Source organism: Pseudanabaena sp. CCNP1317, from assembly GCF_034931345.1.
Classification (GTDB): Bacteria; Cyanobacteriota; Cyanobacteriia; order Pseudanabaenales; family Pseudanabaenaceae; genus Pseudanabaena; species Pseudanabaena galeata.
The window spans coordinates 95,223-107,939 of sequence record NZ_JAYGIF010000095.1 but is presented as its reverse complement, the minus strand read 5'-3'; the positions used below and the strand labels follow the sequence as shown (position 1 = coordinate 107,939).

The following is a 12,717-nucleotide window of genomic DNA, read 5'->3' as shown; positions in this document are numbered from 1 at the left end:
AAGCACGGTCGCTTACCTAAAAGCATTTTTCGTCTTGGTTTTGATTTTCTGCGTCATATCATCTTTGACATCCATCTCAATTCCGAGGCTTTCTTCAACTCCATTAAATTTTTGTCCTGTACTTAGAAGACAGCTATATAAAAAAGGGAGTGCATAGCACTCCCTTTTTTATTTGATGGAAAAGTTAAGAAATATCAACATAACGCCAAAAGCTAGCATTCCCACTGCAAAAACTGACAACGCGTTGGTAAATTGTTCGGAAAATTGCATTACTTCTGCGGCAATGACTTCTGGAGTCTTGTAGCGATCGGCCCACCAGAAATAACTTAGGGTAAAGGCGGCTCCTAAAAATAGGATGACAAATAAAGTAAAACCGATTAAAGGGGTATACACCATATTTCTTCCAACTCCTCTTTGGGATTTAAAAGTTTAGAAATTGGCTAGCTATTTCTAAACTGGTATTAGTCTAGTCAAGACAAAGGCTGAGTTAGTAGCGATCGCTACTAGCCTAGTTGATAACTATTATCGGGCTTTAATCAATCTTTTGTGTTTAGCTATATGTGAGCAATTGTTAAGTTCAATTACAAATCTAAACTCAAAAGATAAGTGGCGGCGCTTCGCTCCGCCACTTACAGCGCTTTGCGCTCAAACCCAAACCAAGAAAAATTTTGAAAGCGTTGCAAAGCAACGCTTTCAAAATTTTTCTTGTGTCTCGTTTGATCGGCAATTGCTGTATCTGACTTACATTGCTATAGAAATAATCTGAGAAGTAATCCCAATTCACGAAAGTATGGCAACACTTTTGTGGATTAAAAACAAAACCCAGTAAGGGTTAAACCAAGACACAAAATGGCGTAGCTATTTTGTGTCTTGGTATGACCTCTTTAAAAAGCCTTTTGTACCCTTTTCACGAGGTTACTTGATGTTCGGTTATCTGGCCCTGCTACAGCAAAGAAAACAACTCCTCGTTTTGCTTCACAGCGTATTGAGACACTGTAATTACCATTGACTCCGAAGGCTCCATTAGCGAGTGGTTCAAAGTTACTATCGAATCCAGAATCTTGGGCTGCTATTTCTGCTCTTCTAATACAAGCATCTTGACTGATCGAGATATATTTGACGTGATTAAAAATAATTGGATATTGTGCTACAGCCATGGCAGGAAAGGCAAACACACTCAAGACTGGTAATAGTTTTAGATAGTTCATAGGGATTCTCAATATTGATTTTTGCTTGGTCTCTTAATTAAAAAGCGTATCTCTAACTTTCGCTTTATACTCAAATTTTATTAACGATCGCGAATACGATAAGCGATCGCGATCCATTCGTTCATGTGAACGTGATCACATTGTTCAAACCCTGCTTCGATCATCGCCTGAGTTACATCTTCGGCGCGATCGCTGGTATAACCTGCGGTAATTAAGGTTCCTGAATGGGTAGAAGTATTACGTAGAGCCTTATAAAATTCGGTGGCAAGGGAAATATGAACTCGCGCAAAAATATTCGCAACGATCAGATCGAATTGTCCATTAGCTTGAACTTCAGGAACAGACTCAATGCTATCACCACCCATCCAATGTCCTAGTTGGCTAGCACTGCCGAGGCTCGCGCATGTGACTGTAACCTTCTGTAAGACTTGGTTGCGTTCCACTGCGTCCTGAGTAGCGGCTACGGCGATGCGATCATTATCAATTGCCAAAACTGTCGCCCCAAGTTTTGCTAGAGCTACACTGAGAATCCCTGAACCAGAGCCAAGATCGAGAGTATGAAGTGATGGCTGAGTATGACGTTCTATTAGTTTCAAACTCAGGATCGTGGCAGGATGCAGTCCGCTGCCAAAGGCAAAACTATTTTGAAGACGGAGAATAATCTCTTGGGAATTGCCAGCTTGATAGTCAACATCAGCCGATAGAATCACAAAGCGATCGCCTATACGCCGTATCAAAGAATTTTCAGGATTCTGTTCTCTTTGAGATGGCTTTTGTTCAACAATAAAGGTTTGCAATTCACTGGTCATGCCCGTGCGATGGAGTGGCTTCAGCAGATCCGCGATCGCATCTATACGTTGATGAATTTGAGCATCTTCAAGTAGGTACATTTGAATTATAAATGTCCATTGAGGATTATGATCGCGATATTCGCTGATGTGCATATCTTCAGCAGCGATCGCCTTGGCGAGTAATGTACAAATCCAATCAACGGCTTCGTTGGTGGTATCAAGTCTCAATTCTATCCATGACATAATTATTGCTCAGTATCTGATTTACTAACCTATATCCAGCAAGTTATTTACAGCATAAAGCGCTGTAAATAATGAGTTACTCCCTTCCCAGTAATTCTTGGATGGAAAGGGAGTAAGCATTTAAATAAATTGCTGTATGCTAGACAAATTAGTATGGGAGTATATCTCAAAATATGAAGTATATGAGAGAGCATAACTTTAAAAACACAGCTATAGCATCAGTAATTTCAATAATCAGTTTTAGTCTTTTCTCCCATGCAAGTTTTGCTCAAAATGCGATCGCGCCTGACAATACCCTCCCAATCAACACATTAGTTAATTTCAACAGTGCAAATAAAACCTATACGATCACAGGTGGTACACAGGTTGGTGGAAATCAATTTCATAGCTTTCAAGATTTTTCAGTACCGACTAGAAACACTGCACACTTTGATACAGCGCCAACTACAGTTAATGCGATCGGGCGAGTGACAGGCTCCAATATCTCGAATATTGATGGGATATTGAGAACTAATGGAACAACAAATTTATACTTAGTTAATCCCAATGGAATTGTGTTTGGCGCAAATGCCAAGCTCGATATTGCTGGTTCGTTTAGTGCCAGTACAGCTAATAGCCTTAAGTTTTCAGATGGTAGCGAGTTTAGTGCAACTAATCCCCAAGCGCCATCTTTGTTAAATGTAAATGTGCCATTGGGTTTGCAGTATGGTAACAGCAATACAGGAGCAACAATTAGTAATCGGGGTAATCTCTCGGCAGGACGGGATTTGACTTTAAATGCGGATAAATTGGATTTACAGGGGACTTTGCAAGCAGGAAGAGACTTGACACTGCAAGCTCAGGACTTGGTGAAGATTCGTGATAGTTCTACTAGTCCTTTTGTGGCGGTGGCGGGTAGAGATTTACTAGTGCAGGGAAATCAATCAGTTGATATTTTTGCGCTGAATAATAGACAGAGCGGTTTGTTTTCGGGTGGGAATATGTTGTTGCGATCGCCTAATTCTGTAATCGGTGATGTTCATTATTATGCAGGCGGAAATTTTAAGATCGAGCAACTAGACGGCTCTGTAGGCAATCTCGAAAGTCCTAATGATCCCATCATTCGCTCTGCTGGTGATGTAACATTTGGACTTTATCAGGGCAGTTCGCTCCATATCCTTGCTGGTGGTAGAGTCAATATTGGCACTGTCATCATTTTTGGAGCAGATACAATAGGCAATACAATTAATCCAACTAATACGCCAACTCTAGCAAATGTAACTCTATCGAATGGTGAAACACTAACTATTAATGGTAGTGCGCGACCTACTCTGGATATTCGGGCGGGGATGAATCCATCTGATATTGGTATAGCTGGAATTACAGGAACTGGAACATTTACCGATCCTTTTGGTAGTTTTTTAGTGCCTCCTCCAAGTACAAATCTAGCATCAACAGGTACAGGAATTACAGTTGGAGATATTGCGTTTTTTGCGCCAAATGGAGTTGTGTTACTTACAAATAATTACAAGCCAAATATTTCTCTAATAAATGAAAATATTGTTGTTACAGGAACAGGAATTTTTGGACAATTACCTTTATTCAGTCTATTTCTACTAATGCTACTAGTAACGGTGGCAGAGTAACTTTACTTGCAAATAATGATATCCGTTTCGGTGACAATACCTCTATTGACACTGATGCTCCCCTTTTTAGTGGACAGATTAATCTTCAAGCTAATGGAGAAATATCAGGTAGAGGGATAGATGTTTTAAGTCGAAGTAATGGATTAACGCTTACTGGCAATAGCGGTGGGATTAATATCACAGCTGCATCTTTATCACTTACTGAATCTCTCCTTAATCCCTCTCTACTAACTACCCGTACGGCTGGGGCGGCAAAAGCGGGTGACATCAGCATAAACATTTCTGGAAATGCAACTTTTTCTGGAGCTATTGGCACATTAGCCACGCAAGTTTTCAGTCAAGTTGACCAAGATGCTAATGGAAATGGTGGAAATGTTAGTATTACAGCAGGAACTCTTAATCTCTTTAATGGTGCAAAAATTAGTGCTGTAACAGCAGGTTTAGGCTCTTCAGGAGATGTAGAGATTTTTGCAAATGCAATTAATATTGATGGTGTTGGTAGTGCGATCAATAACCAAGTTAGTCCTACAGCCAATGCTAATGGTGGCAAACTAACTTTAAATGTGGGTACACTAAACGTAACTAATGAAGGACAGATTAGTACACTTACTTCAGGTAATGGGAATGCTGGCGAGTTGAGAATCATTGCGACTGGTGATGTCATTTTTGATCGCAGTACAGTTTCTTCATCTATTAATCTTAGTGGAGTTGGTAAAGGAGGGGATTTATTCATCTCTGCAAGGACATTACAGTTACTCAATGGCGCTCAGGTGGGTGCTGGAGTATTCGGCATCGGTGATGGCGGTAAACTTACCATTCAGGCTGACACAGTAACGCTTAGTGGTACAGGGCTAATCTCAGGCTCAATAGTTAATAGTGCGATCGCTACAACCGTTGAGAGAAGTACAGCGATCGGTAATGCTGGAGATATAGATTTGATTACTCGTCTTCTCAGTCTAAGTAACGATTCTCTCATCTCAGCAGCCACCAAAGGACAAGGCAATACTGGTAATATCGATATTCGTGCTAGTGAAAGCATATCAATAAATAATAGTTTGGTTAGCAACGTTATTACCACTACTGGGAATGGGAAAGGAGGTAATCTCAACATTACCTCGCCATCGATCTTTATCAGCAATTTAGGTCGAGTCAGTTCCTTTACTGCTGGAATAGGAGATGCAGGCAATCTAAACTTATCTTCCCAGTTACTCTCTCTCACAAATAATTCTCAACTCCAAGCATATACCGATGGGAATGGCAATGCGGGGAACATTACGATCGCACCAATCAACACCTTCACCAATCCTAATAATACAGTCAAGATAGATGGTAGTTCCGTTTCAGTAGATGTAAATACTAATGGACAGGGAAATGCTGGAACACTCTCCATCACCGCAGACTCACTACATTTTCTCAATGGCGCTCAAATTAGCGCGAGTGTATTTGGGAAAGGCAATGGTGGTCAAATTATCATCAGTTCTGACACAATTAAGCTAGAAGGAGAAGGGATTGTATTTGGTCAAGATGTAGTTAGTGGTATCTTTACGTCAGTAGACAATAACGCGATCGGTAATGCAGGCAGTTTAGATATTAGGACTCGTAACCTTGAGATATTAAATAGTGCGGTTATTAGCGCAACAACAGAAGGAATAGGCAACGCAGGAAAAATTGCAATTCGAGCTAGCGATGCAATCTCTTTAAATAATGGGTCAATTCGCAGTAATGTCAACGCAACGGGTCAAGGTGATGGCGGTAATTTGGATGTTTTTGCAAATACTTTACACCTTGAAAATCAATCAGCTTTGAGTGCTTCTACGGCTAGTGCAAATAGGGGTGGAAATATTGCAGTTACTTCTAATAGCTTAGAAATTGCTGGTGGTTCACAGTTACGTACCACTACCTCTAGCAGTGGTGCAGCAGGTAATATCTCACTATTCCTTACTGATCTATTAAAAATAGATGGAACTGACAGTGGTATTTTTGCAGGAACTACAGCCGTATCCACAGGCAAAAGTGGCACGATTTTTATCGATCCTGAGCTTGTAACTTTGACGAATGGCGCAAAGATTTCTGTGAGCAGCCTTGGTAAAGGCAATGGTGGCGACATTCAACTGATTGCAGGTTTACTAGCCCTTGATAATGGTTCACAGATTATTGCCGAGACAGCAAGCGGTGAAGGAGGCAACATTGTTTTGCAAGTGCGAGATTTACTATGGTTGCGAAATGGCAGTCTCATTAGTGCCACGGCTGGCAATGATGGCAATGGCGGCAACATTGATTTGAGTGCAAACTTTATCTTGGCATTTGCTAAAGATAACAGCGACATTACCGCCAATGCTTTTAAAGGGAAAGGTGGCAACATCCGAATTACTACTCAAGCAATTTTTGGAATGCAATTCCGTCCACGTTTAACTCCTTTGAGCGACATTACCGCTAGCTCTGATTTTGGTATTAATGGAACTGTAAATATTAATACCCCCGGAGTTGATCCTAGTAAAGGATTAACGAATTTACCTGTTGATATTGGCGATGCGAGTAAACTTGTCTCTCAAAAATGCTTAGCCGATCGCCAAGATAGCGCGTTTGTGATCACAGGACGAGGTGGCATTCCTGCTAGTCCTGCTGATGTAATTAGTGGCAATAATTTACAAGAAAATCTGGGTATACCGACTAATCCAGAGCGGATAGCTGATGCGAACAGAAGGACAATTAATCCCTATGGTGAAGTTGCACAACTTGTGACGGAATCTTCACAAGCTGTGCCAACTCCATCTTGGACTAGACAACTCCAATCAAATCAAACCTCTGATGTATTATCTGATCGCATTATTGAGGCACAAGGATGGACTGTTAATCCCTATGGCGAAGTTTTACTAGTAGCAGAAGTTCCTAAAGTTACCCCTATGCCCACTTGGGCTACACAATTACAGTGTCGTTAACCATTAGAGATAATACAGTTATGAAGCGATTATTACCAAGTTTTGCGAAATCCCGAATCACTAAATTTTTGATAAAAGCAGCGCGAAGCGCTGCTTTTATCAAAAATTTGGGTTTGGGTTTTCTGTTATTTTTTCTGACTGTATTTATTCAACCCCTGTTGGCAGTTGCCATTACTTCGCCGCAGAGTTCTCAAATAGTTCAATCAAATTTAGAACAACCAAACACTTTATTTAATCGTGGTAAATCATTTTATCAATTAGGACAATGGCAAGAAGCAATTCAAGTTTGGGAACAAGCCGCAAAGTTCTATCAACAGCAAAATAATTCCTTGGATTTAGCGATCACTTTCAGTAATCTCTCCTTAGCTCATCAAAAATTAGGACAATGGCAACAAGCAGAACGCACGATCGCCCAAAGTTTACAAATAGCCCGATCGCTTGAAGTCAATCCCGCAAGTCAAAGAGCGATCGCTCAGGCTCTAGATACTCAGGGGAATCTATATTTAAACCTAGGCAAAGATGAAGAGGCGATCGCGGCTTGGCAAGAAGCCGCGATTTTGCATTCTCGACTTGGCGATCTGGATCATCAGATTCGTAATGTGCTTAATCAAGCCCAATCTCTCAAAGCTCAAGGCTTTTTTCGGCGATCGCTGCAAACTTTAGAATCAATTCAAGCATTATTGCCAAAAATTTCTGATGATCTGCTGACGGCGATCGCACTTCATAACTACGGTGATATGTTGACCACAGTTGGCGATCTCAAACTGGCGCATCAGCCTTTAGACAAGAGTTGGAAAATTCTTGAACGCATTAATAACAAAGAACAAAAGAGTATTGTGCTGCTAAGACAGGGAAACCTCGCCCGACTGGAAGGTGAATCTGAAAAAGCCGCAGAATTTTATAAAAAGTCTGCTCAAACAGATGGGCGATCGCTTACCAGTTTACAAGCCCAATTGAATCTATTTAGTTTACTAATTGATTCTAATGATGGGCAAGAAGCGGTAGAGATGCGATCGCAAATTGCGCCTCTATTATTAAATCTAGAAACAAGTCGCGAGGCAATCTTTGTAAGAATCAACTATGGTGAGAGCTTACTGAGACTCACGAAGTTAGTCCCTCAATCAGTAGCCGATTCTCTATTAGCCGAAGCCGCCCAAACATTAGCAGTTTCAGTCCAGCAGGCTCAATCCATCAACGATAGCCGCACTATTGCCTATGCGATCGGCAGTCTTGGCAATGCTTACGAACAAAGTAAACAAATCGAAGAATCTCAAAAACTCACTCAACAAGCTTTAGCGATCGCCCAAAGTATCAATGCAACCGACATTGGCTATCGTTGGCAGTGGCAATTAGGAAGACTGCTCAAAGCTAAAGGTGATATCAAGGGCGCGATCCTTGCCTATACCGAAGCCGTCAATGGGTTACGCCAATTACGCAGTGATCTCGTCTTTGTGAATCCCAATGTGCAATTCTCATTTCGGGAAACTGTCGAGCCTGTCTATCGTCAACTCGTGAGTTTATTGCTGCAAGACGATACGGGTGATAAACAGAAGAACCTAATCACAGCGCAAGCAGCGATCGAATCATTGCAAATTGCCGAATTAGTCAATTTTTTTCGTTCTGACTGTCTTAATGCTGCCCAAGTTGACATTAATCAAATTGATAGAACTGCGGCGGTCGTTTATCCAATCATTCTTGAAGATCGCTTAGAAGTTATTCTAAGTCTGCCTAATCAACCGCTCCGTCATTATGCTAGTAAAGTTACAGCAGCAGAAATCGACGATATGGTCATCGATTTACGCCTAAATCTGCGCGATCCCTCCTCGGATGATTATCTTTCGAGCGCTCAAAGTATCTATGATTGGTTGATTCGTCCTGCTATTAGTGCGATCGCCCAAAGTAATGTCAAAACCATTGTTTTTGTTTTAGACGGTTCTTTAAGAAATATTCCCATGTCCGTTTTGCATGATGGCAAGCAGTTCTTAATTGAGAATTACAGCATTGCCCTTACGCCGAGCTTGCAACTCCTAGACCCAAAACCGATCGCTAAGCAAAAAGTTACCGCCCTAATTGGTGGATTGAGTGAGGCAAGACAAGGATATTCAGCATTGCCAAATGTTAAAAGTGAGCTACAGGAAATTAACAAACAAGTTTCTTCGAGTTCGATCTTTCTTAACTCTAGTTTTACGAAGCAAAATCTTGCCCAAACACTGACCTCCCTGACTTTCCCGATTATTCATCTTGCTACTCACGGCAACTTTAGCTCTGAAGCTGAAAACACTTATTTGCTTACTTACGATGGAAAGTTAACCATTGAAAATCTTTATCAGTTGTTACGTTCTAATAACCGCAGTGATTTAGAACCAATTGAGTTATTGATTTTGAGTGCCTGTCAAACGGCGGTGGGAGATAAGCGTGCGGCTCTGGGCTTAGCAGGAATGGCGGTGCGGGCAGGAGCGAGAAGTACGATCGCCTCGCTTTGGTCGGTTGATGATGAGGCAACTTCTAAGTTTATGATTGCTCTCTATCAAAGTTTATCCTCAGCCAACGTCACCAGAGCCGAATCTTTGAGATTTGCCCAACAGTCTCTGCTCAAAAACGCAAAATACGATCATCCCTACTATTGGTCAGCCTTTGTATTGCTCGGAAACTGGCTATAGCAATTGTCCAAACCCAAATAAATGAAGGCGGCGCGAAGCGCCGCCTTCATTTAACGTCAGTTCGACGGAGTAGACTTTACACTTCTCCAAGATCACCAGATTATGAGTCCAGCCAATTTCTGCCACCAATGGTGTCAGTTTTTCATTGCCGTGGCAAGCAAGGTAAAAATCCCGCATTCTCCAAATATTTCGCGCCGAAACCCAGCCATCCCATGAAACTCAACCTGCAAATCCTGAGCCAATTGTTCCACTACTGACTTACCCCAACCAGCAACAAGTAACGATTAAGAGCGTGTTTGAGAAGTCTCTTATTTAGCGTAAATTCCTGCTTTTACCCCCCTTAATCCCCCCTTGCAAAGGCTACCGTGTACATACAAGTCTCCCCCTGTCTACGTTTGAGGGTTTAGATCCCCCTCAATCCCCCTTTTTAAGGGGGGAGAATTTTCTTCTTCCCCCTTAAAAAGGGGGATTGAGGGGGATCATTAGTAACTCACGCTATAACTGATGACTTGTGTGTACACGGTAGCTTGCAAAGGAGGGAAACTCAGATTCTCCCTCTTTACAAGGGGGAGTTAGAGGGGGTAAAAACTTCTCAAACACGCTCTAACTCACCAATATCCCAATAAAGCGCCATTAACTCTCGATTAACCGACTTTAAAGCCTCATACTGAATCGCACCTGTAACTTCCACCGCTCTCTCATAGATGATCTCGCTGTAATGAGAAATAGAAGCACACTATAGCCCAATCATCTATGCATTAAAGCCACCAACCAGTCCAATCCCTAAAGTTTTTCCAAAAATCGTCGCCCAATTTCCAAGCCAGCAACCCGCAAATAATGCCGCCGATCAAAAATCCTGACAAAAATGCGCCGTTAAAAAGGCTTAAATTCCCAAAACCACCAGCAAGACCACCAATCAGAAATCCGCAGCCAAATCGAACTATAAATGTCTGCATGTCAAAGCGTTTTGGTGAAGTCATAAAGCATATTTCTATAAATTCGTGAAGATTATACTAAGTTATCCTGCACCTAGGTACTTAACTTTTTCTTGTTTATCTTGCTATATGATCGATGATGTCAGTCATATAACAAATATGGCGATCGCATCTCACCATTTCACAGCAAGCATGAAGTATCAAGCCCGTATATTTGTTACCCTACGTCCCTCAGTTCTCGATCCCGCAGGTACTGCTGTCCAGTCTGCACTCAAACAAATGGACTACCACGTTGACTCAGTCCGCATTGGCAAGTATGTCGAAATCATCCTAGATGCAGCAGATGAAGCCGAAGCATCGCAAAAGCTAAATGAAACTTGCGATAAGCTTTTGGCAAACCCAGTGATTGAAAATTATCGCTTTGAGCTAACCGTCATTGAGGAGCCAAAAGCATGAAATTTGGCATCCTTGTCTTCCCTGGTTCCAACTGCGATCGCGATGTCGCTAGTGTTACCAGTGGTATTTTGAAACAGCCCACAAGGCTGATTTGGCATACAGATACCGATATTAGTGATTGTGACGTGATCGTTGTCCCTGGGGGATTTAGCTATGGTGATTATTTGCGCTGTGGGGCGATCGCCAGATTTGCACCCGTGATGCGATCGCTACAGGAACATGCGGCTAAGGGCAAATATGTCCTCGGTATCTGTAACGGATTTCAGATTTTAACCGAATCTGGATTATTACAAGGTGCTTTAGTTCGCAATCGAGATTTGCATTTTATTTGTGATCGCGCCCCTTTAAGAGTTGAGCGCAACGATTTAGCCTTCACTCAGAAATATCAAAAACAGCAAGTTATTATCTTACCGATCGCACATGGAGAAGGTTGTTATTTTGCGGATGCTGATATTCTCAAAGAGCTTGAAGATAACAATCAGGTTGTTTTCCGTTATTGCGATGCGATCGGCAATATTACTGACGACGCAAATCCCAATGGTTCACTGGACAATATTGCAGGGATTTGCAACAAACAAGGTAATGTAATTGGGATGATGCCCCATCCAGAACGTGCTGCCGAAAGCATTCTGGGCGGCACGGATGGTAAGGCTCTATTTGAAGGATTAGTTGAGAGTTTATTAATCAATGCCTAGCCTGTATCTAATTCGGCATGGCATTGCCGAAGAGCGCGGAAATTACGAAGATGATCGGCAACGCCCTCTCACTGAAGAGGGACGCAAAAAAACTAAGCAGGTTGCCAAACGTCTCTATGACTTAGGTTTGCGTTTTGACCTATTGCAAACTAGTCCTCTAGTTCGCGCTCAACAAACTTCTGATATCTTCGCTAATGTTTTTGAAGGATGTCCTGTACAACAGTTATCAGAACTTGCTCCTGAAGGAAGTTTTGAGGATTGGCTCAAACAGGTAATAGCTTGGCTTGCCCAACATCCACAACCTGCTAGATCTTCATTGGGAATTATTGGACACGAGCCTGATCTCACTACTTGGGCAGAAATGTTGATCTGGGGAGAATCTAAGGGTGTATTAGTTTTAAAAAAAGCTGGGATCATTGGGTTAGTGCTACCTGAAACTCAACCTTGGACTAGCAATGGAGTTCTCTTTCTATCCATTCCACCCAAGTTGCTAATTTAACGTGAGTTCGATATAGCAATCCTAAATGGGTTGAGAGAGTGCGCCCCTTCGGGGCGCACTCTCTCAACCCTCTAAATCTTACAAATCATTTAGGATCGCTATAGTGAGTTCTTTAAAAACTATGGCATAAATCTTTAAAAGCAGATGTAGTTAAACTATTGTCTGATATGGCGATCGCTAATCTTTCCTATGACTAGCAAGAAGCATAATAAGCGCGATCGCAAATTCATATCACTATTTTCAAAAAGCAAAAGCGCTATAACTCGTTTTTATAACAAAAGAGGCAACTTTACTTAGTAAAGTTGCCTCTTTTGTTTGATTTATTTCTTGCCGCCGCCTTGATTTTTAAGACGGTAGGTAATGCGTCCTTTAGTAAGGTCATAGGGCGTTAGCTCCACCTTAACGCGATCTCCTGGCAGGATTTTGATATAGTTCCGACGAATCTTACCCGAAATGTGAGCAAGTACATTAAAGCCATTATCGAGTGAAACCCGAAACATAGCATTAGGAAGAGACTCAGTTACCGTCCCTTCCATTTCAATAGAATCTTCTTTTGACAAACAAACTCTCCCAAATTTAGTATTAGTTCTTTATGTATTTGTTGCGAGCGCAAAGCACTTGCAACACAGGGTAGATATTTGAGAAAGCATTACTTGATCAAATATC

General features: G+C 41.7%; 12 protein-coding genes and 1 pseudogene. 6 read left to right on the top strand and 7 right to left on the bottom strand.

What is annotated here, in order from left to right; translation table 11 throughout:
• Positions 1-168: 168 nt before the first annotated feature.
• The 3 genes from VB775_RS16330 to VB775_RS16320 all read right to left on the bottom strand — a co-directional run bounded on the left by VB775_RS16330 (position 169) and on the right by VB775_RS16320 (position 2,242).
• Positions 169-396 (bottom strand): hypothetical protein, encoded by a 228-nt coding sequence (locus tag VB775_RS16330; RefSeq protein WP_281007678.1) that lies wholly within the window; start codon positions 394-396, stop codon positions 169-171.
• 488 nt (positions 397-884) lie between these two features.
• The gene (locus tag VB775_RS16325; RefSeq protein WP_281007679.1) at positions 885-1,208 is read right to left on the bottom strand and encodes a hypothetical protein; all 324 of its coding nucleotides are present in this window, start codon (positions 1,206-1,208) and stop codon (positions 885-887) included.
• 80 nt (positions 1,209-1,288) lie between these two features.
• Positions 1,289-2,242: a 50S ribosomal protein L11 methyltransferase gene (locus tag VB775_RS16320; protein ID WP_281007680.1), complete on the bottom strand. Its 954-nt coding sequence runs from the start codon at positions 2,240-2,242 to the stop codon at positions 1,289-1,291.
• A gap of 173 nt (positions 2,243-2,415) precedes the next feature.
• Here VB775_RS16320 and VB775_RS16315 point away from each other — a divergent pair, with 173 nt between their 5' ends.
• Positions 2,416-3,867: a filamentous hemagglutinin N-terminal domain-containing protein gene (locus tag VB775_RS16315; protein WP_281007681.1), complete on the top strand. Its 1,452-nt coding sequence runs from the start codon at positions 2,416-2,418 to the stop codon at positions 3,865-3,867.
• 337 nt (positions 3,868-4,204) lie between these two features.
• Here VB775_RS16315 and VB775_RS16310 read toward each other — a convergent pair whose 3' ends face one another.
• Positions 4,205-4,417 (bottom strand): hypothetical protein, encoded by a 213-nt coding sequence (locus tag VB775_RS16310; protein WP_281007682.1) that lies wholly within the window; start codon positions 4,415-4,417, stop codon positions 4,205-4,207.
• Positions 4,418-4,430: 13 nt separating this feature from the next.
• On the opposite strand from VB775_RS16310, the gene VB775_RS16305 reads away from it, so the two are divergent.
• Positions 4,431-6,806, top strand: a complete 2,376-nt coding sequence (locus VB775_RS16305) for a beta strand repeat-containing protein (protein WP_281007683.1) — start codon at positions 4,431-4,433, stop codon at positions 6,804-6,806.
• A 113-nt stretch (positions 6,807-6,919) separates the two neighbouring features.
• Positions 6,920-9,466, top strand: coding sequence for a CHAT domain-containing protein (locus VB775_RS16300; RefSeq protein WP_323216885.1), 2,547 nt, complete (start codon positions 6,920-6,922; stop codon positions 9,464-9,466).
• A 75-nt stretch (positions 9,467-9,541) separates the two neighbouring features.
• Here the strand turns inward: VB775_RS16300 and VB775_RS26530 are convergent.
• Both VB775_RS26530 and VB775_RS16290 read right to left on the bottom strand, forming a co-directional pair.
• Positions 9,542-9,732, bottom strand: a pseudogene (locus tag VB775_RS26530) (DUF1016 N-terminal domain-containing protein); the annotation flags it as partial.
• Positions 9,733-10,224: 492 nt separating this feature from the next.
• Positions 10,225-10,446 (bottom strand): hypothetical protein, encoded by a 222-nt coding sequence (locus VB775_RS16290; RefSeq protein ID WP_281007685.1) that lies wholly within the window; start codon positions 10,444-10,446, stop codon positions 10,225-10,227.
• Positions 10,447-10,593: 147 nt separating this feature from the next.
• Here VB775_RS16290 and purS point away from each other — a divergent pair, with 147 nt between their 5' ends.
• From purS to sixA, 3 genes are read left to right on the top strand one after another with little or no spacing between them, the layout of a single operon-like run.
• On the top strand, positions 10,594-10,857 hold the full coding sequence (gene purS, locus VB775_RS16285; RefSeq protein WP_407072954.1) for a phosphoribosylformylglycinamidine synthase subunit PurS: 264 nt from the start codon (positions 10,594-10,596) through the stop codon (positions 10,855-10,857).
• Positions 10,854-11,552: a phosphoribosylformylglycinamidine synthase subunit PurQ gene (gene purQ, locus VB775_RS16280; protein WP_281007687.1), complete on the top strand. Its 699-nt coding sequence runs from the start codon at positions 10,854-10,856 to the stop codon at positions 11,550-11,552. The genes purS and purQ overlap by 4 nt, the downstream gene beginning before the upstream one ends.
• Positions 11,545-12,051, top strand: a complete 507-nt coding sequence (gene sixA / locus VB775_RS16275) for a phosphohistidine phosphatase SixA (RefSeq protein WP_281007688.1) — start codon at positions 11,545-11,547, stop codon at positions 12,049-12,051. Before purQ ends, sixA begins: the two co-directional genes overlap by 8 nt.
• A 320-nt stretch (positions 12,052-12,371) precedes the next feature.
• Here sixA and infA read toward each other — a convergent pair whose 3' ends face one another.
• On the bottom strand, positions 12,372-12,611 hold the full coding sequence (gene infA, locus VB775_RS16270; RefSeq protein WP_281007689.1) for a translation initiation factor IF-1: 240 nt from the start codon (positions 12,609-12,611) through the stop codon (positions 12,372-12,374).
• Positions 12,612-12,717: the final 106 nt, after the last annotated feature.

Excerpts from the sequence above, each read along its gene's own strand:
- VB775_RS16330 (WP_281007678.1), bottom strand. The coding sequence starts at position 396 with ATGGTGTATACCCCTTTAATCGGTTTTACTTTATTTGTCATCCTATTT.
- VB775_RS16325 (WP_281007679.1), bottom strand. The coding sequence starts at position 1,208 with ATGAACTATCTAAAACTATTACCAGTCTTGAGTGTGTTTGCCTTTCCT.
- VB775_RS16320 (WP_281007680.1), bottom strand. The coding sequence starts at position 2,242 with ATGTCATGGATAGAATTGAGACTTGATACCACCAACGAAGCCGTTGAT.
- VB775_RS16315 (WP_281007681.1), top strand. The coding sequence starts at position 2,416 with ATGAAGTATATGAGAGAGCATAACTTTAAAAACACAGCTATAGCATCA.
- VB775_RS16290 (WP_281007685.1), bottom strand. The coding sequence starts at position 10,446 with ATGACTTCACCAAAACGCTTTGACATGCAGACATTTATAGTTCGATTT.
- purS (WP_407072954.1), top strand. The coding sequence starts at position 10,594 with ATGAAGTATCAAGCCCGTATATTTGTTACCCTACGTCCCTCAGTTCTC.
- purQ (WP_281007687.1), top strand. The coding sequence starts at position 10,854 with ATGAAATTTGGCATCCTTGTCTTCCCTGGTTCCAACTGCGATCGCGAT.
- sixA (WP_281007688.1), top strand. The coding sequence starts at position 11,545 with ATGCCTAGCCTGTATCTAATTCGGCATGGCATTGCCGAAGAGCGCGGA.